The 19,139-nt window shown below is 62.0% G+C and carries 19 protein-coding genes; 5 read left to right on the top strand and 14 right to left on the bottom strand.

What is annotated here, in order from left to right; all coding sequences use genetic code 11:
• Positions 1–41 precede the first annotated feature (41 nt).
• Positions 42–1,697 carry an energy-dependent translational throttle protein EttA gene (gene ettA, locus RA29_RS11090; RefSeq protein WP_039685753.1) on the top strand — a complete coding sequence of 552 codons (1,656 nt, stop codon included), beginning with the start codon at positions 42–44 and terminating at the stop codon, positions 1,695–1,697.
• A 212-nt stretch (positions 1,698–1,909) separates the two neighbouring features.
• On the opposite strand, the gene RA29_RS11085 is transcribed toward ettA, so the two are convergent.
• The 10 genes from RA29_RS11085 to RA29_RS11040 form a co-directional block, all read right to left on the bottom strand.
• Positions 1,910–2,392, bottom strand: a complete 483-nt coding sequence (locus RA29_RS11085; protein WP_039685751.1) for a transposase — start codon at positions 2,390–2,392, stop codon at positions 1,910–1,912.
• Positions 2,393–2,539: 147 nt separating this feature from the next.
• Positions 2,540–2,803 carry a hypothetical protein gene (locus RA29_RS11080; protein ID WP_039685749.1) on the bottom strand — a complete coding sequence of 88 codons (264 nt, stop codon included), beginning with the start codon at positions 2,801–2,803 and terminating at the stop codon, positions 2,540–2,542.
• Between the two features lie 117 nt (positions 2,804–2,920).
• The gene (locus tag RA29_RS11075; RefSeq protein ID WP_039685747.1) at positions 2,921–3,901 is read right to left on the bottom strand and encodes an ABC transporter substrate-binding protein; all 981 of its coding nucleotides are present in this window, start codon (positions 3,899–3,901) and stop codon (positions 2,921–2,923) included.
• Between the two features lie 23 nt (positions 3,902–3,924).
• Positions 3,925–4,764 (bottom strand): ABC transporter permease, encoded by an 840-nt coding sequence (locus RA29_RS11070; protein WP_039685745.1) that lies wholly within the window; start codon positions 4,762–4,764, stop codon positions 3,925–3,927.
• Positions 4,761–5,693, bottom strand: coding sequence for an ABC transporter permease subunit (locus RA29_RS11065; RefSeq protein WP_039685743.1), 933 nt, complete (start codon positions 5,691–5,693; stop codon positions 4,761–4,763). Before RA29_RS11065 ends, RA29_RS11070 begins: the two co-directional genes overlap by 4 nt.
• 69 nt (positions 5,694–5,762) lie before the next feature.
• A complete protein-coding gene (locus RA29_RS11060; protein WP_039685741.1) occupies positions 5,763–6,545 on the bottom strand; it encodes an ABC transporter ATP-binding protein in 783 nt (260 codons plus the stop codon).
• Positions 6,542–7,168, bottom strand: a complete 627-nt coding sequence (locus RA29_RS11055; protein WP_193743515.1) for a DUF2268 domain-containing putative Zn-dependent protease — start codon at positions 7,166–7,168, stop codon at positions 6,542–6,544. Before RA29_RS11055 ends, RA29_RS11060 begins: the two co-directional genes overlap by 4 nt.
• A 17-nt stretch (positions 7,169–7,185) precedes the next feature.
• Positions 7,186–8,646 (bottom strand): dihydropyrimidinase, encoded by a 1,461-nt coding sequence (gene hydA / locus RA29_RS11050; RefSeq protein WP_039685739.1) that lies wholly within the window; start codon positions 8,644–8,646, stop codon positions 7,186–7,188.
• A 67-nt stretch (positions 8,647–8,713) separates the two neighbouring features.
• On the bottom strand, positions 8,714–9,034 hold the full coding sequence (locus tag RA29_RS11045; RefSeq protein WP_152612988.1) for a hypothetical protein: 321 nt from the start codon (positions 9,032–9,034) through the stop codon (positions 8,714–8,716).
• Between the two features lie 67 nt (positions 9,035–9,101).
• Positions 9,102–10,352 (bottom strand): Zn-dependent hydrolase, encoded by a 1,251-nt coding sequence (locus RA29_RS11040; protein ID WP_039685735.1) that lies wholly within the window; start codon positions 10,350–10,352, stop codon positions 9,102–9,104.
• A 156-nt stretch (positions 10,353–10,508) separates the two neighbouring features.
• Here RA29_RS11040 and RA29_RS11035 point away from each other — a divergent pair, with 156 nt between their 5' ends.
• On the top strand, positions 10,509–11,135 hold the full coding sequence (locus RA29_RS11035; protein WP_039685733.1) for a TetR family transcriptional regulator C-terminal domain-containing protein: 627 nt from the start codon (positions 10,509–10,511) through the stop codon (positions 11,133–11,135).
• 54 nt (positions 11,136–11,189) lie between these two features.
• On the opposite strand, the gene preA is transcribed toward RA29_RS11035, so the two are convergent.
• Together preA and RA29_RS11025 are read right to left on the bottom strand one after the other, a co-directional pair.
• Complete coding sequence (gene preA, locus RA29_RS11030; RefSeq protein WP_039685731.1) at positions 11,190–12,494, bottom strand: NAD-dependent dihydropyrimidine dehydrogenase subunit PreA; 1,305 nt, start codon at positions 12,492–12,494, stop codon at positions 11,190–11,192.
• A gap of 16 nt (positions 12,495–12,510) precedes the next feature.
• Positions 12,511–13,833 carry an NAD(P)-dependent oxidoreductase gene (locus RA29_RS11025; RefSeq protein WP_039685730.1) on the bottom strand — a complete coding sequence of 441 codons (1,323 nt, stop codon included), beginning with the start codon at positions 13,831–13,833 and terminating at the stop codon, positions 12,511–12,513.
• A gap of 292 nt (positions 13,834–14,125) precedes the next feature.
• Here RA29_RS11025 and RA29_RS11020 point away from each other — a divergent pair, with 292 nt between their 5' ends.
• Positions 14,126–14,332, top strand: coding sequence for a cold-shock protein (locus tag RA29_RS11020; protein ID WP_039685727.1), 207 nt, complete (start codon positions 14,126–14,128; stop codon positions 14,330–14,332).
• Between the two features lie 223 nt (positions 14,333–14,555).
• Here the strand turns inward: RA29_RS11020 and RA29_RS11015 are convergent, their stop codons facing one another.
• Entirely contained in the window at positions 14,556–15,170 is a 615-nt protein-coding gene (locus RA29_RS11015; RefSeq protein ID WP_039685725.1) for an SOS response-associated peptidase, read from the bottom strand.
• Position 15,171: 1 nt separating this feature from the next.
• Entirely contained in the window at positions 15,172–15,807 is a 636-nt protein-coding gene (locus RA29_RS11010) for an arylesterase (RefSeq protein WP_039685724.1), read from the bottom strand.
• Between the two features lie 51 nt (positions 15,808–15,858).
• On the opposite strand from RA29_RS11010, the gene RA29_RS11005 reads away from it, so the two are divergent.
• Together RA29_RS11005 and RA29_RS11000 are read left to right on the top strand one after the other, a co-directional pair.
• The gene (locus RA29_RS11005) at positions 15,859–16,551 is read left to right on the top strand and encodes an ABC transporter ATP-binding protein (protein ID WP_039685722.1); all 693 of its coding nucleotides are present in this window, start codon (positions 15,859–15,861) and stop codon (positions 16,549–16,551) included.
• Positions 16,548–19,076, top strand: a complete 2,529-nt coding sequence (locus RA29_RS11000; protein ID WP_039685720.1) for an FtsX-like permease family protein — start codon at positions 16,548–16,550, stop codon at positions 19,074–19,076. Before RA29_RS11005 ends, RA29_RS11000 begins: the two co-directional genes overlap by 4 nt.
• Positions 19,077–19,139 lie beyond the last annotated feature (63 nt).

Here is a 19,139-nt window from a genome sequence, read left to right as displayed (position 1 = left end):
GGCGGTAGACGGTTCTGCACAGTTTTGACCGGGAGAGTACCATGGCGGCCTATCAATATGTCTACCACATGTCGGGTGTGTCCAAGACCTATCCCGGCGGTAAGAAATGCTTTGAGAACATCCACCTGAACTTCCTGCCCGGCGTGAAGATCGGTGTTGTGGGCGTGAACGGTGCCGGTAAGTCCACGCTGATGAAGATCATGGCGGGGATGGACAAAGATTTCACCGGTGAGGCCTGGGCCGCCGAGGGTGCCAAGGTCGGCTATCTGCCGCAGGAGCCGCAGCTGGATCCGACGCTGAGCGTGCGCGAGAATGTCATGTTGGGCGTTGCCGAGAAGAAGGCGGTTCTGGACCGCTACAACGATCTGGCCATGAACTATTCCGACGAGACGGCGGATGAGATGGCTGCCTTGCAGGACCAGATTGATGCGGAGAACCTGTGGGATCTCGACAGCCAGATCGATGTGTCGATGGAGGCGCTGCGCTGTCCGCCCGATGATGCGGATGTGACGACGCTCTCGGGTGGTGAGGCGCGCCGGGTGGCTTTGTGCAAGCTGCTGCTGGAAGCGCCCGACATGCTGCTGCTCGATGAACCGACCAACCACCTCGATGCCGAGACCATCGCGTGGCTGCAACAACACCTGATCGACTACAAGGGCACGATCCTGATCGTCACCCATGATCGCTATTTCCTGGATGACATCACCGGGTGGATCCTTGAGTTGGATCGTGGGCGCGGCATTCCATACGAGGGCAACTACTCCGCCTGGCTGGAACAGAAGGCCAAGCGGCTGGAACAGGAAGCGCGCGAGGACAAGAGCCGCCAGAAGACGCTGGAGCGCGAACTGGAATGGATGCGGCAGGGCGCCAAGGCGCGGCAGGCCAAGTCCAAGGCCCGGATCAACGCCTATAACGAGATGGCCGAGCAATCCGAGCGCGAAAAGCTGACGCGCGCTCAGATCGTCATCCCGAACGGGCAGCGGCTGGGGTCCAAGGTGATCGATGTGGCCGGTTTGTCCAAAGCAATGGGGGACAAATTGCTGGTTGAGGGGCTCGACTTCTCCCTGCCCCCCGGCGCGATTGTCGGGGTCATCGGCCCCAACGGCGCGGGCAAGTCGACGCTGTTCAAGATGCTGACCGGGCAGGAAACGCCTGATGCCGGGACCATCGAACTGGGTGACACGGTGCAACTGTCCTATGTCGACCAGTCGCGCGACGATCTGGCCGATGGGGACACGGTGTGGGAAGCGATTTCCGGCGGAGCCGAGGTGATTGAGCTTGGGGATGCGCAGGTGAACTCCCGCGCGTACTGCTCGTCCTTCAACTTCAAAGGCGGCGACCAGCAAAAAAAGGTGTCGCTGCTGTCAGGCGGCGAACGCAACCGCGTTCACATGGCGCGGTTGCTGAAAGAGGGCGGCAACGTGCTGCTGCTCGACGAGCCAACCAACGACCTGGACGTGGAGACGCTGCGGGCGCTGGAAGATGCATTGGTGGATTTCGCTGGGTGTGCGGTCGTGATCTCGCACGACCGGTTCTTCCTCGACCGGATTTGTACGCATATCCTGGCGTTCGAAGGCGACGCGCATGTGGAGTGGTTCGAGGGGAACTTCGAGGACTACGAGGAAGACAAGAAGCGCCGGTTGGGGCCGGATGCCCTTGAACCCAAACGACTGAAACACAAAAAGTTCGTCCGCTAAGCGGACGGACTGTTTGGGTTTACGTTTGGGTTCAAGGCGTGCGCGAAAGAGTGTTTGCGCAGCAAACGCGCGTAGCGGCACTCGGTTGGAGTTGGGGGCACCGAAGCTGGCGCTAAAACGATTGTATCATTCGTTGGGTCCGTAGGGTGCGCATTTAATGCGCACCGATCCCTAAAACCAAACCGAACATTAGTGCGCAGTAAATGCGCGCCCTACTCGGCCCACTGACCGTTCCTGATGTCCCGATGAACGGACGAATATGGCCAATCGCTCGCAGCTGCGACCAACCCATGTTTCACTGGATTGGTGAGACAATACCGGATCGCATTGGCTCTGTCCGCCTCAGTCCGCAGATGGTGTTCCCAGAACCTGCGCTGCCATATCCCGCGCTCGCGCCTGAGAATATGGCTGGCCCGACGATGCCCCGCCGCTACCCGTCGCGAAAATCGGGCCTTGATCACGCTCCACCGTTTTGAATATTCGCAATCATCCTCTGGCAGCGTCCAGACGGCGTGGATGTGATCAGGCAACACAACCCACGCGTCGATGGCAAAAGGATGATCCACCAGCGTGAGGCGCACCGCGGTCCGCAAATGATCGATATGATCCGTGAGGATGGGTTCCGTCGTCGGTGCGAGGCGCACCGTGAAGAAGATGGAAGCACCCGTAACGCGTGGCCTGAGATAATTCGACATACCCCAAACGCTAGACAGATGACGGTTAACGTAGGGTGTGCGTTTATCGCGCACCGTGAATGGCGAAAGGTGCGCAGTGAATGCGCACCCTACGAAAAAGGCCGCCCAAGGTACGACCACACTGTCAGTTCATGATGGGCGGCTGCTCTACAACAAGTAAGCCCAAACCAGCACCACCGGTAGCCCGAACGCAAACGCGATCATAAACAGCTTCGCCGCGTGGCTCACCTTGCCGAACAGCCCGTCACCCAGCGCACCCTCGCCGTAGTTCATCGCCGCTGACATCACCACATAGCCGCTCTTCTCCCGCTCCATCTTGGACCGGTTGATCGAGGCCATCGCCGCCTGGTACCGCGCGTCCATGCGCTGTTGCTCATCGAGGTTTGGTTGCAAATCTTCCATACGTGTCATGTGGTGCGCACTCCTTTGTTGGGCAACTACATGGGTCAAAACCCGCGCACGTCCAGTTTTGCCAACGAAAAAGGCCAGCCCGAAGGCTGGCCTTTGCCGATACGGTAAAAACCGCTTTTAGTTCAGCGCTTTATCCGAGATCTGGTGTGTCCATGCGCCCTCTGGAGCGGCGGTGATCACGGGGTCCGACCCGCCTGCCAGCAGCGATTCAACCGTACGTTCGTAATCGGCTGGCACCAGCGCACCGTTGGACCCAGCGGTCAGCTTGGCCACCTCGCCCATCATCCGCTTCTGGTGCTTTTCGGTCTGGGCGCCGGTCTCGTCGTATTCCAGCACGATCATCGCGGCCTCGTCCGGGTTCTCCTCGGCATACTTCCAGCCTTTCATGGAGGCGCGGACGAAGCGGACCATCTTGTCCTCGAACGCCGGGTCCGTGAGGTTTTCTTCGAGCACATAAAGCCCGTCTTCGAGCGTGGCGACGCCGTTGTCCTCATATTTGAAGACTGTCAGTTCCTCGGGCGTCAGGCCCGCATCAATGACCTGCCAGTATTCGTTGTAGGTCATGGTCGACACGCACGCCGCCTGCCCGTTCAGGATCGGATCGACGTTAAAGCCCTGCTTCAGCACTTCGACCCCAGCGTCAGAGCCGTCGGTCGGGATTTCAAGCTGGCTCATCCACGACAGGAACGGGAATTCGTTGCCAAAGAACCAGACGCCCAGCGTCTTGCCGGGGAAGTCAGCGGTGGTCTCGACCCCCGCATCCTTGCGGCAGGTCAGCATCATACCCGACGATTTGAACGGCTGCGCGATGTTGACCATCGGCAGGCCCTTTTCGCGGGCGGCCAGGGCGGCTGGCATCCACTCGACCGTGACGTCGGCACCGCCACCGGCCAGCACCTGCGTGGGCGCGATGTCGGGGCCACCGGGCTTGATGGTGACGTTCAGGTCCTCTTCATCATAAAAGCCCTTTTCCAGCGCCACGTAGTAGCCTGCGAACTGGGCCTGCGTGACCCATTTCAGTTGCAAGGTGACGTCATCCGCCGCCCATGCACCCGTAGCTGTCAGCGACAGCGCTGCCAGAGTTGCTTTGATTTTCATGATACCCTCCGAGGTTGGTTTTGTTATCCGCGTTGTGACGGGTGCCAGAAGGTCACCCGCTTTTCGATCCAGGCCACGATGCCATAAAGCGCCGTACCTGCCAAAGCTGCGACGGCGATTTCAGCCCAGACAAGGTCGATGCTCAAGCTGCCGACGCCGGTCGAGATGCGAAATCCCATGCCGCGCGTAGGGGAGCCGAAATATTCGGCAACGATGGCCCCGATGAGCGCCAGTGTCGTAGCGATTTTCAGGCCGTTGAAGATGAACGGCATGGCGGCGGGCAGGCGCAGGCGGAGCAGTGTTTGCCAGTAGCCTGCCGCATAGGTGCGCATCAGGTCGCGCTGCATGGCACTCGCCTCGTTCAGGCCCTGCACCGTGTTCACGAGGATGGGGAAGAAGACCATCACCACAACCACCGCCGCCTTGGACTGCCAGTCAAACCCAAACCAGTTCACCATGATCGGCGCGATGCCGACGATGGGCAGGGCGGCGACGAAGTTGCCGATGGGCAGAAGGCCGCGGGTCAGGAACGCCGACCGGTCGATGGCGATGGCTGCGACAAAGGCGGCGATGGCCCCGATGGCAAAGCCCCGCAGCGCACCCTTAAGCACGGTCTGTTGGAAGTCGATCCACAGTATGTCGGTCGAGGCGGCAAAGGTCTGCGCCACGGTCGACGGCGCGGGCAGGATCACGGGTGAGACGCCGAAGCCACGCACCAGCCCCTCCCAGATGACCAGCAGCGTCAGGCCAAAGATCACGGGCACAGCAATCCGTACAGCGCGGACCTCGCCCCGGCGCGCGAGCCAGGCGTTCCAAGCCCACCCGCCCAACCAGGCCACAAGCGCAAGGACCAGCCACATCATGTCGCCATCCCCATGCGCTTCAGCGTCACCCGCTGGATCAGATCAAGCAACGTCACCAGTGCCCCCGCAAGTACCGCCGCAGCAAACAGCGCCGACCAGATGGCCAGCGGTGTACCGAATTGGTCCCCAATCAAGATGCGCGCGCCAAGGCCAGAAATCGCCCCCGTGGGCAACTCACCCACAATGGTCCCAACAAGTGCAGCCGCAATCCCGACCTTGAGCGACGTAAACAGATAGGGCACCGACGCAGGCAGGCGCAGCCGCAAGAAACTCTGCATCCCGCTGGCGTTATAGGTCCTGAGCAGATCAAGCTGCGACGTGTCCGGCGCTCGCAGACCCTTCACCATGCCGACCAGCACCGGGAAAAAACACAGGTAGGCCGAGATAATAGCCTTTGGTACTCCGCGTCCTTCGATGCCAACTTGCGAAGACAAAACGATAATCATCGGCGCCAGCGCCACAATGGGAATGGTCTGGCTGATGATGGCCCAGGGCATCAGGCTCAACTGCGCGGTGCGGGAATAGACAATCGCCACCGCCCCGACGATCCCCAACAAGGTTCCCAGGGCAAACCCCCAAAGCGTCGATTGCAGCGTGATCCACCCGTGATAGATCAGCCCCCGCTTCGACCAGGGCCGCCCCTTGGCGACCATCTCCCCGGTCGTTTTCCAAAACTCCTGCCCCACCTGCGCAGGCGTCGGCAGGCGCGGCCGCTCCAGGGTATAGCCCAGCCTCACATGCTCGGAATTGTCCAACATCAGCCGCCACACTGACACCTCGCGCCGGGGCACAGACCCTTCCGGCAAAACAACCTCTCCCGCCCGCTCCGCCTGATCAAGCGCCACCCGGACGTTCATCGGTGCCACAGCCAGATACCAGATCCCGACAATCACGGCCAAAACGGTCACAACAGGAAGCAGAGCTCGCATCAGACGCTCCCCTGCTTCATCTTGCCAAATAAACTCCCCCCGGAGGGCCGATCTGCCGCACAAGCACCCTCAGTCATAGGCATGCCCCGCCCGCAACCCGTCCCGCACCCGGTGCGCAATCTCCAAGAACTCGGGGCTTTCCCGAATATCCAAAGGCCGCTCCCGCGGCAGGCTGCTTTCAATCACATCCGTGATCCGCCCGGGACGGGGTGACATAACAACGATCTTGGTGGACAGATACACCGCCTCGGGGATCGAGTGCGTGACAAAGGCGATGGTCTTCTCCGTCTGCGCCCAAAGCTGCAAAAGCTGCTCGTTCAGGTGATCGCGCACAATCTCGTCGAGCGCACCAAAGGGTTCATCCATCAGCAGAATGTCCGCATCAAAAGCCAGCGCGCGTGCAATCGACGCGCGCTGCTGCATCCCGCCGGAGAGTTGCCAAGGGAATTTCCTTTCAAAGCCCGACAGTTCCACCAGTTCCAGCGTCCGCGCCACTCGCTCGGCCTGCTCCGCTTTGGAATACCCCATGATCTCCAATGGCAGCGAGATATTGCGTCCAATCGTCCGCCAGGGATAAAGCCCCGCCGCCTGAAACACGTAACCATAAGCGCGAGACTTCCGGGCCTCCTCTGGCGTGGTTCCGTTCACGGTGATGGTGCCGCCAGTGGGCTGCTCCAGATCCGCCATGCAACGCAGAAAGGTCGTCTTGCCGCAGCCCGAGGGTCCGATGAAGGACACGAAATCGCCCTTGGCAATGTCTAGTGACACCCCCTTAAGCGCATGGACAGGGCCGTCATTGGTTTGAAACGTCAAATCTAGCGATTTGGCTTGAATTACGTTCTGTGTCGTCACTGCAGGGCCAGTCTTGCCGATGTCTTGAAATCCGATGCGGGGCGCGTGGTCAGCGCAACAATATCATCCATCGCGCTGTCCGCATGATGAGCCACGATCCGGTAACCGATGGTGTAACCCGCCCAAACCGGATGTTGCCCCGCGCCAAAGAACCACTCCGCATGGTCATACGCCCGATCCCACTCAGCGATAACCTGATCGGCCAAAGCCGCGGTATCCTCCAAGGCCCTTTCCCATGGCTCCGGCGGGCAGGCGTAGAGGTCGCGCACAAAGACCCCGGCCAGTCCCTCACTGATCAAGGCTTCGCCCAATGTCGCGCCGTATCCCGGCTCACGCCAGCGCAAGATATGGTTGATCTCATGCGCCAGGGTCCGCTCCAAAGGCGCGTCCAGATTGCTCTCGAATGCCTCCGCCTCGGGATCAAAGGATAGATAGACCATCCACCCATTCGGAGCAAAACCCACATGCCCGCGCTCGCGTATGACTCGCGGGCTGTCCTGCACCATGATGTCCAACTGCTCGATGACAACACGGTCTCTCACCCGCTGATGCGTGCGTGCAATTGCCGCCTCGATCGCGCCGCGCCAGGGTTTGAGCCGCCCACGGGCGTCCGCAAAATGCATGGTCCAATCCACGCTCATCAAATCCCCGCCGGAATGTTCAACGGATCGCGCTTGATCATCTTGGGCGCCGTCAGCGCCTTCCACTTGGACAGCGCCACCGACGCAGACGGGAAGGCCGGGCGCGGCACGAACTTGCCCCGACCGGGCTGCGGTTGCGAATTCTGGCCCCAGGCCCAGATCACCTCGCCCCGGCTCAGCGTATACCGCGACTGCGCCTTGACTTCGAACCCTTCGAACACATTGTAATCCAGCACCGAGTGGTGATTGGCAGGCGAAATCGTCTTGGTGATCTTCGGATCCCACACCACGATATCCGCATCCGCCCCTTCAACCAGCGCGCCCTTCTTGGGATAGATGTTCAGGATTTTGGCCACATTGGTCGACGTACAGGCCACGAACTCATTGGGCGTCAGCCTCCCGGTCTCCACCCCTTCGGTCCAGAGCACAGCCAGCCGCTCCTCCAACCCGTTCGAGCCGTTGGGAATGATCCGGAAATCATCACGCCCTGCCCGCTTCTGCTCGGTATTAAAGGCCGCATGGTCCGTCGCCACCACCTGCAGCGACCCGGCCTGAAGGCCCGCCCAAAGCGAGTCCTGATGATCCTTCGACCGGAAGGGCGGCGACATCACGCGGCGGGCCGCATGGTCCCAATCCTTGTTGAAGTACTCGCTCTCATCCAGCGTCAGGAACTGGATCAGCGGCTCGCCATAGACCCGCATCCCCTTCTGCCGCGCCCGCCGGATCGCTTCATGCGCCTGCTCACAGGACACATGCACAATATACAGCGGGACGCCTGCCGCGTCGGCGATGGTAATAGCGCGGTTCGCAGCCTCGCCTTCAAACTCCGGCGGGCGGGAATAGGCATGGCCTTCTGGCCCCGTAATCCCCTGATCGAAATACTTCTGCTGCATCTCGGCCACCAGATCGCCATTCTCGGCATGGACCATAGGCAGGGCACCCAATTCTGCACAGCGCTTGAAGGATGCGAACATCTCGTCATCCTCGATCATCAGCGCACCCTTGTACGCCATGAAGTGCTTGAACGAGTTCACGCCCATTTCGACAGCATCCTTCATCTCGTTAAAGATGCTCTCGTCCCAGCCCGTGATCGCCATGTGATAGCCAACGTCGGAACAAATCTGCGGCGCTGATTTGCGGTGCCACTCGTTGATCGCGTTCTTGATCGACCCGTCAGCCCCCGGCAGACAGAAATCCACGATCATCGTTGTCCCACCTACGGCAGCCGCCCATGTGCCAGACTCGAACGTCTCGGCAGCGGTCGTGCCCATAAACGGCATCTCAAGATGGGTGTGCGGGTCGATGCCACCCGGGATGACATAAGCCCCCTCGGCGTCGATATACTCGTCACCCACCAGGTCTTCACCAATCTGCTTGATCGTCTCGCCCTCGACCAGCACATCGGCCTTCCAGGTCCGGTCTGCCGTACAAACCATCCCACCCTTGATCACCTTGGTCATGTCATCTCTCCTCTGTCAGCTGTTTCTTCTGACGAAAAATACGACGGGGTCTGGAGCAGAGCCCCAGTCACACGCTCGCAAAACACCCCAGCGCCGGCCCATGCACCCCAATGTCCAAGGGCCCGAAATCACTCTCCACACACAACGAAAAGTAACCCGCGCGCGGCAAGTATACCACGCGGTAAGCACCATCGCTGCGGGTGACGGTCCAGCAGCGCTGCGTGATGCCGCCGCTGAAATTCACCGTGCATTCAAACGGCTGCACCAGCGCATCCTCGAACGCCTGCACGATCGCCCGTTCGGCTGCAGTCCCGCGCGGCGCATCCAGCGCTTCGGCCGCGACCAGATCCGCGATGCGGTCGGTAAGGCTCAGATCAGGATCAATCACGCCCGCCACCCCACGCCGGAATTTTTGAAAAATTCCGGTCCGTTTTCCGTGTCGGAAAACGGCGACGTCACGCTACGATCTCCGCCGTTTCCACAACCGCATGCATGAGCACATCCGCCCCGGCAGCGGCCCACTCTTTCGAGATTTCTTCCGCCTCATTGTGGCTTAGCCCATCGACACACGGGCACATCACCATCGCCGTCGGCGCCACCTGGTTGATCCAGCAGGCATCATGCCCGGCGCCCGAGATGATGTTCTGATGCGAATACCCCAATCGCTCCGCCGCTGACCGCACAGCGGTGACGCAGCCCTCGTCAAAGGCCACCGGATCAAACCCACCAACCTTCTCGAATGAAATGCTCAGCCCCATCTCGTCTGCGATCTTCTGACCTTCAGCGCGCAGCCGCGCCTCCATATCCTCGATCACGCTCAACTCGGGTGACCGGAAATCAACGGTAAAAACCACCTTGCCTGGGATCACGTTGCGCGAGTTCGGATAGACGTCGATATGCCCCGCCGCACCCACCGCATGGGGCGCATGAGACCACGCAATCTCGTCCACCTTTTCCAGCACCCGCGCCATGCCCAACCCGGCATTCTTGCGCATCGGCATGGGGGTCGAGCCGGTGTGGCTGTCCTTGCCCTCTATCGTCACCTGCGTCCAGGACAGCCCCTGCCCGTGCGTGACAACGCCAATATCCTTGCCGTCGGCCTCAAGGATCGGCCCCTGTTCGATGTGCAGCTCAAAGAAGGCGTGCATCTTGCGCGCGCCAACTTCCTCATCGCCACGCCACCCAATGCGCGTCAGCTCATCTCCAAACGTCTTGCCTTCAGCATCGACGCGGCCATAGGCCCAGTCCTGCGTATGAATGCCCGCGAACACGCCCGACGACAGCATCGCAGGGGCATAGCGTGTCCCCTCTTCATTGGTGAAGTTGGTCACCACGATGGGATGCTTAGTCTTCACATCCAGATCGTTCAGGGTGCGGATGATCTCAAGTCCCCCAAGCACGCCCAGCACCCCGTCATACTTCCCGCCAGTCGGCTGCGTATCGAGATGCGAGCCCACATAGACCGGCAGCGCATCCGGGTCAGCGCCTGGACGCATCGCAAACATATTGCCCATCTGGTCGAGACCCATGGAACAGCCCGCGGCCTCGCACCATTCCTGAAACAGCGCACGCCCCTCGGCATCCTCATCGGTCAATGTCTGGCGATTGTTCCCACCGGCCACGCCGGGGCCGATCTTGGCCATCTCCATCAGGCTGTCCCACAGCCGCTCACCGTTGATCCGCAGATTTTCGCCCGGTGCCGCCATGTGATGTCCCCTTTTGCCGATGGTCGGTAACTTTTTGACCAATTGGTAAAGCCACGATTGCCAGCCAGCCCTTTTCTGTCAAGAACTGCTTTGAACAGAATTGCCCAACCGACACGCATCTGCCTAGACTTGCAGCAGATCACGAGGAAAGCCCGCATGCCCGACGGCGCCGAAAAGAAACCCAGCCGCATCCAGTTGCGCAACCGCAGCCTGATCCTGGATGCGGCACTCGACGTCTTCTCGGCCCATGGCTACCGCGGCGCGACGCTTGACCAGATCTCCGAGGCCTCGGGCCTGTCGAAACCCAACATCCTCTACTATTTCGCTGGCAAGGAAGACATCCATGTCACCCTGCTCAACCAGCTGATGGAAACCTGGCTGGACCCGCTGGTCGAAATGGATGCCAGCGGTGACCCGCTTGAAGAGTTGCTGGCCTATGTCCAACGCAAGCTCGACATGGCCCGCGAACTGCCCCGCGAAAGCCGCCTCTTCGCAGGCGAGATCATCCAGGGCGCGCCCCGTATGCTGCCGCACCTTGAGGCAGACCTGAAACCGCTCTTTGACGAAAAATGCGCCGTGATCCAGACATGGGTTGATGAGGGCAAGCTCGCCCCGGTCGACCCGCGACACCTGGTCTTTTCCATCTGGTCGACAACCCAGCACTATGCCGATTTCGCCGTCCAGATCGGCGTGCTGATGCGCACGGACGTGGCGGCACCCGGCGCCGACGCCTTCTTACGCGATCTGTTCAGCAAGCTGCTGACGCCCGCAAAGGGTCAGTAGACCAGCAGCTGTGGGGCAGGCACGCCGCCAAGCACGGCGTGCCGCTTCAGGCCCCTATTCTGCGGCTGTGGCCGCCGGGTTGTTCGGGTGGGTGGTCCAGTTGGCATAGTCCGGTTCGACCACCTTGCCCGTGCGCGGGTCGGTATCGCCGGGGGCCATGGCCTCCATCGTGATGCAGTTTTCGACCGGGCACACGTTGACGCACAGATTGCAGGCCACGCATTCCTCGTCGATCACCTCGAACACACGGTCCTCGGACATGGAAATCGCCTGGTGCGAGGTGTCCTCGCAGGCCGCAAAACACCGCCCGCACGAGATACACAAATCCTGATTGATCTTGGCCTTGGCCACGTAATTCAGGTTCAGGTACTGCCAGTCGGTGACATTGGGCACCGCGGCCCCCTTGAAATCGGCGATGCTGGCGTGGCCCTTTTCGTCCATCCAGTCCGACAGGCCGCTGATCATCTCCTGCACAACCTTGAACCCATAGGTCATCGCGGCGGTACACACCTGCACATTGCCGCAACCCAAGGTGATGAACTCCGCCGCATCCCGCCATGTCGTAACGCCACCAATGCCCGAAATGGGCAGGCCATGGGTCTCGGGATTGCGCGCAATCTCGGACACCATCGACATCGCAATGGGTTTGACCGCGGGGCCGCAATAGCCACCGTGCGAACCCCGCCCATCAATCGACGGCTCGGGCGACATAGTGTCGAGGTTCACGGACGTGATCGAGTTGATCGTGTTGATCAGGCTGACCGCATCCGCCCCACCCGCCTTGGCGGCAGCGGCAGGTTTGCGGATGTCCGTGATGTTTGGCGTCAGCTTCACGATGACAGGCTTGGAATAGTATTGCTTGCACCAGCGCGTGACCATTTCGATGTATTCGGGCACCTGCCCCACGGCAGACCCCATGCCCCGCTCGCTCATGCCGTGCGGGCAGCCAAAGTTCAGCTCGATCCCGTCTGCGCCCGTGTCCTCGACCAGCGGCAGGATCGCTTTCCACGCCTCCTCCTCACACGGCACCATGATCGACACGATGACAGCCCGGTCGGGGTAGTCGGCTTTCACACGCTTGATCTCTTCCAGGTTGGTGTAAAGGTCACGGTCCGTGATCAGCTCAATGTTGTTCAGACCCAAAAGGCGCCGATCCGCACCATAGATCGCGCCGTACCGCGGCCCGTTCACATTGACGACCGGCGGCCCTTCGGACCCCAGCGTTTTCCAGACGACACCGCCCCACCCCGCCTCGAAGGCGCGGCGCACGTTGTATTCCTTGTCCGTGGGCGGGGCCGAAGCGAGCCAGAACGGGTTGGGGGATTTGATCCCGACGAAGTCACTTTGCAGGTTTGCCATCGTTCTCTCCCTCCGCTCAGGCCGTCAGACTTGCGTGAATATCCATGGCCGCATCGCGGCCCTCGGCCACGGCCGTCACGGTCAGGTCGTCACCACCAGCGGCACAATCGCCCCCGGCCCAGACACCATCCATCGACGTACGCCCGGCACCCGTCACCGCGATCTTGCCGCCCTCCAGATCAGGCAGGGCATCGCCGTCCAAAGTCTGGCCAATGGCGCGCAGCACCTGGTCGGCTGGGATGCGCACCGTCTCGCCCGTGCCGGTCATGTCGTCATTGACGTACTCAAACTCGATCTCACGCACGGCCCCGTTGCCATGCAGCGCAAGCGGCACGGCATGTGTCATGATCCGCACGCCCTTGGATGCGGCGAGGTCCTGTTCGAACACGCTCGCATTCATGCGGTCGCGCCCCCGGCGATAGGCCAGTGTAACATTCAGCGCGCCAAGCAACTTGGACTGCACGGCGGCATCCACAGCTGTCATACCGCCACCAATAACGACCACATCGCGGCCAACGGGCAAATCACCCATGTCACTGGCCTGCCGCAAATCAGCGATGAAATCGACGGCATCCAAAACACCATCCTTGTCACCGCCCTCAACGGCCAGCGCGTTCACACCTCCAAGGCCCATGCCCAGGAACACCGCGTCAAAGTCACGCTTCAACTGCTCCAGCGTCAGGTCAGCCCCCAACGCCTGGCCATGCGCCAAGGTGATGCCACCGATCTTCAGCAGCCAATCAACCTCGGCCTGCGCAAACCCTTCGGGCGTCTTGTAAGCAGCAATGCCGTATTCATTCAGCCCGCCGGGCTTGGGCTTTGCATCATAAACGGTCACATCATGACCCAGCATCGCCAGCCGGTGCGCGCAGGACAGTCCTGCAGGCCCCGCACCCACCACGGCCACTGTTTTACCAGTGACCGCAGCGCGGGAGAACGGATGAATACCCTGCTCTTGCAAATGGTCCGTGGCATAACGCTGCAGCTGCCCGATCTTGACTGGCTTGCCCTCGGCCAACTCACGCACACAAGCCTCTTCGCACAGCGTCTCTGTCGGGCAGACACGGGCGCACATGCCACCCATGATGTTCTGGCTCAGGATCGTCTTGGCTGCCGCATCTGGCGTCCCGGTCGCGATCTGGCGAATGAAGAGCGGAATGTCGATGTCCGTCGGACACGCGGTCACGCAAGGCGCATCATGGCAGAAGTAACACCGATCCGCAGCGACCAAAGCCTCATGCGGGTCCAAAGCAGGATGCAGGTCAGAAAAGTTTTCGGCATAGGCACCGTCGTCCAGGCGACCCGCCGCAACACCCGGTGAGAAAGGAGATGGCTTCATGGCTACCCCATATGCAAGATTTGTTCACCTGAAACGCTCTCACAGGTCAAAAATTTTATCAACTGGTAAAAAAGATGAGGGTACACAGATTTCACCCTCCTGCACAAAGAAGCAGCACTTCGCCGGAACCGGTCAACATGGTCGCAAGCCCTTGCAATGCCACGAAACGGTGCCATATCTCGCCTTGCTACATCATCTATCGACCCACTGCTCCTTCCGGCTCAGTCACTCGATCTATTGACGACGCCACGGCTGCCGCATGTCGCGGGCAGCACCCAAAGGAGTAACGACGATGGCCAACGGCACCGTCAAATGGTTTAACACCACCAAAGGCTACGGCTTTATCGCCCCGGAATCGGGCGGCAAGGACGTGTTCGTACACATCTCGGCAGTCGAACGCTCGGGCCTCACCGGTCTGGCCGACAACCAGAAGGTCACCTTTGACCTCGAAGCAGGCCGTGACGGCCGCGAAAGCGCTGTGAACATCGCGCTGGCATAAGCCAACAGCGAGCCACAGTTTTGAGGGCGGTGCACTTCACGGTGCGCCGCCTTTTCCTTTTGAAACTGCGGGAGCCTCCGGCGGGGATTTTTTGAAACAGGGAAGACAGGACCCGCTGCGCTTGACCCATAGCGCCACACACTTGCTTCTTCTCTTTCCAAATACGGCGGGGTTTGGGGCAGCGCCCCAATAAACAATGTCGTCGCGGCACGCGGCCTTTTGATCACGGGCCGTCCCAGTTCACATCGGTGGCTTCCTCAATGCTCAGACGACCAACAGGCCATGGCTGCATCAAGGCCCTTGCCGCCTCAAGATCATCACCCATCCACACGCCCAGATCCGCGCGCTCCAGCAGCACGCCCATCCGGTGATGGATCGGCGCGACATCCGCGTTCGGCTCGCAAGTCACAGCCGCCACCTGCGGCACCTGCAATCCGCCGGGCGCGGTCCAGACATCCGTGATCGCCGCGAAGTAGAGGAACCCACCATCCTTGGGGGCAATCCGCCACGCAGTTTTCTTCCGTTTCTCACCGGTCCACTCGTACCACCCGTTCACGGGGATCACCGCCCGGCCCACGCCATCGAAAGCTGTCTTGTCGAACACCGTCTCGGACCTGGCATTGATGATCTGTTCCATCACAGGGCGGCCCCGCGCATTCACCCGTCCCACGGGGACAATACCCCAGCGCATCCGGGTCAGGGCGCCATCAAAGACGACAATCTCCTGCCCCGGCGCGATGTTCTGGCGGGCCGGTTCGTTGCCCGCTGCCCCCGCGGGGACACCAAGTGCGGCGGTCAGGTCCGACACCGGGTCAGTGAGAAAGAACCGCCCCGGCATCTCACTCGACCCGGGCGATCAGCGCTTCGACACTGGGGCCGACTCCTTCGACAATCCGCGCCACACCGTCGGCATTGGGGTGAATACCGTCCGCCTGCATGAACCCCCGCACCTGGGCAGGGTCCGTCTCCGGCCCACCCAGCCCGGCAAAGAAACTGTCGAGGTAGAGCGTGCCAAAAGCCTCCGCGATCTCAGGATACATCGCATCAAAGGCCTGTTTGTACTCCGGCCCGTAATTCCCCGGCGCCTGCATGCCCACCAACAACACCTCAACCCCCGCATCCGACGCCGCCTGCACGATCCCCTCAAGATTGGCACGGCTGACCTCGGGCGCGATACCCCGCAACAAATCGTTCCCACCCAGTGTCACAATCATCGCATCCACCTCGGGCGTCAGGGTCCAGCCCACCCGGCTCAACCCGCCTTGCGTCGTATCGCCCGACACACCCGCATTGATGACGCTGACGTCGTGCCCGGCCTCCGCCAACCACGCCTCAAGCTGCGGCACGAACCCCTGCTCGATGGGCAGCCCGTACCCTTGCGTCAGACTGTCGCCCAACGCTGCAATCGTCACTGGCTCTGCCACGGCGACCCCAGCACACAGACTTATGACAATTGCACCTGTTACCTTGCCCATGCTGATCCGATCTCCATATGACGGCGTACACGACAATAAAGGCCGCTTGCGATGTCCGATCCAGTCCTCTCCCTGAAAAATGCAGCGCTCAGCCTCGATGGCAATGCCGGGCGGGTCGATATCCTGCATGGGATCACGCTGGACGTGGCCAAGGGCGAAACGGTCGGGCTGGTGGGTCCCTCGGGGTCCGGCAAATCATCCCTTCTTATGATCATGGGCGGGCTGGAGCGGGCCACCGGCGGCACCGTGACCGCACTTGGCCAAGACCTGACGGTAATGAACGAAGACGCGCTTGCCCGCTTTCGGCGCGGGCATATGGGCGTCGTGTTCCAGAGCTTTCACCTCATCCCCACCATGACCGCGCTTGAAAACGTGGCGACGCCGCTGGAACTGGCGGGCGTGCGCGACGCCTTTGACCGGGCGGAGGCAGAACTGGACGCAGTGGGTCTTGCCCACCGCAGCGGGCACTACCCAAGCCAGATGTCAGGCGGTGAACAACAGCGTGTGGCATTGGCCCGTGCGCTGGTGACGCGGCCCGAGATATTGTTGGCGGATGAGCCCACCGGCAACCTCGACGGCGCAAACGGTCAGGCGATCATGGACCTGCTCTTTGCCCTGCGCGACCGACACGGGGCCACGCTGGTTCTGGTCACCCACGCGCCTGATCTGGCCGCGCGCTGCGACCGGGTGATCCGTCTGGCCGATGGCCGGATCGAAGCGCCTGCGCGGACTGCCGCCGAATGAGCCTTGCTACTTCCGCCCGTTTCGCCCGCCGCGAGCTGCGTGGGGGCCTGCGCGGCTTCCGCATCTTCCTCGCCTGCCTCGCCCTCGGCGTAGCCGCCATCGCCGCTGTCGGATCAGTCCGCTCCGCCATCGAAGCAGGGCTGGAACGCGAAGGCGCAGCCCTGCTGGGCGGCGATGCCGAACTCGATTTCACCTACCGCTTTGCCACCGAGGACGAGCGCGCGTGGATGGAAGACGTGGCGACCGAGGTGTCCGAGATCGCCGATTTCCGATCCATGGCCGTCGTCGAGCGTGCTGGCGAAACAGAACGCGGTCTCACACAGATAAAAGCGGTCGACGGGGCCTACCCCCTGATTGGCGCAGTCGAACTAGACCCCGCGATGCCACTGGCCGACGCACTCGCAGGGCGCGACGGCCTTCCCGGGGGCGTGATGGAACGCGCGCTAATCGACAGGCTGGGGCTCAGCACGGGCGACACGTTCCGCCTTGGCACGCAAGACTTTGTTCTGATGGCGACGCTCACGCGCGAGCCGGACAGCGCTGCGGGTGGCTTTGGCCTCGGCCCGCGGACAATCGTATTGCGCACCGCGTTGGAAAAAGCCCAACTGCTCGCTCCGGGCACCCTGTTCAACTCGAAATATCGGCTCGACCTGCCAGACGGCACGGACCTTGCCACCCTGGAAAACGCTGCACGCGACCAGTTCGAGGCCACGGGGATGCGCTGGACCGATGCGCGCAACGGGGCACCCGGTGTCTCTGAGTTCGTGGACCGTCTGGGTGCATTCCTTGTACTGGTTGGTCTGTCGGGCCTTGCCGTCGGCGGCGTCGGCGTATCGGCAGCGGTGCGCGCCTATCTGGCGGGCAAGACATCCGTGATCGCCACGCTGCGCACGCTCGGGGCAGAACGTCGCACGATCTTTCAAACCTATTTCATCCAGATCGGCGTGCTGTCCCTGCTGGGCATCGTCATGGGCCTTGTGTTCGGGGCGCTCGTCCCTTTGCTCCTCGCCCCCATCATTGAGGCACGCCTGCCGATCCCCGCCAGCTTCACCATCTTCCCCGCCCCCTTGTTCGAGGCCGCGATCTACGGCCTGCTGACCGCGTTTGTCTTCACCCTCTGGCCACTCGCGCGGGCCGAAGACGTCCGCGCTGCCACCCTCTTCCGCGACGCACTCGACAAGGCGCGGCTACTGCCACGGGCCGGCTACCTGTTCTGGATTGGCCTTGGCCTTGCCGCACTCATCGGCCTCGCGGGCCTGTTCTCGGGCACATGGTGGTTGACGCTCTGGACCTCGGGCGGCATCGCATTTGCCCTCGGCCTCCTGGCCCTCGCCGCCGTGCTGATCCGCTGGTTGTCCAAACGCGCCGCCCCACGGGCCAAAGGGCGGCCCGCCCTGCGGTGGGCTCTCGGGGCCATCTCTGGCACGCGCGAAGGAGCGGCATCGGTGGTTCTATCGCTCGGCCTCGGCCTGTCGGTCCTTGCGGCAGTGGGCCAAATCGACGGCAACCTGCGAAACGCAATCACCGGCAATCTGCCCGAGATTGCGCCCAGCTACTTCTTCGTCGACATCCAGCGCGACCAGATGGCGGGCTACACCGAGCGGTTGGAGAATGACCCTGCCGTCAGCCGCATCGACAGCGCGCCGATGCTGCGCGGCATCATCACCCAGATCAACGGACAGCGCGCCGCGGACGTCGCGGGCGACCACTGGGTGCTGCAAGGCGACCGGGGCATCACCTATTCCGACACGCCGACAGAGAACACGCGCATCACCGCCGGTGAATGGTGGCCAGAGGACTACACCGGCACCCCCCAAATCAGCTTTGCCGCAGAAGAGGCCGAAGAGATGGGCCTGTCGCTTGGCGACAGCATGACCATCAACATCCTGGGCCGCGACATCACCGGCACGATCACTTCGTTCCGCGAGGTGGATTTCTCAACCGCAGGCATCGGCTTCATCCTGTCGATGAACCCCGCAGCCCTGCAGGGCGCACCGCACACGTTCATCTCGACCGTCTATGCGACGGACGGCGCGGAAACCCAGATCCTCCGCGACATCGCCAATGCCTATCCCAACGTGACCGCCATCCGAGTCCGCGACGCCATCGACCGGGTGAGCGAGGTGCTGTCCGGCCTCGCCGCCGCGACGTCCTATGGCGCAGGCGCTACACTGCTCACGGGCTTCCTCGTCCTGATCGGCGCGGCAGCCGCAGGCACCCAAGCGCGCACCTACGAAGCGGCTGTGCTGAAAACCCTCGGCGCGACCCGCCAGCGCATCCTGATCAGCTTCGCCACCCGCGCCGCCCTCCTTGGCCTCGGCGCAGGCGCGGTGGCGCTCGCCGCTGGCATCGCAGGCGGTTGGGCGGTCAGTTACTACATCATGGACACCGACTTCACCGTCATCTGGTCCTCCGCCCTCGCCATCGTCATCGGCGGCGTGACAGCCACGCTCCTTGCCGGTCTCGCCTTCGCATGGGGACCACTCGCCGCGCGTCCGGCCCAAGTGCTCAGGGGCCGCGAATAAGGCACGTTGCGGCGGTGCAGCAAGACATGGCACACCTGCGGCGATCCATGGAATCAAGGACCA

It is taken from the genome of Tateyamaria sp. ANG-S1 (assembly GCF_000814025.1).
Classification (GTDB): domain Bacteria; phylum Pseudomonadota; class Alphaproteobacteria; order Rhodobacterales; family Rhodobacteraceae; genus Tateyamaria.
The sequence above is the reverse complement of the archived record's forward strand: the minus strand, read 5'-3'. Positions and strand labels throughout refer to the sequence as shown.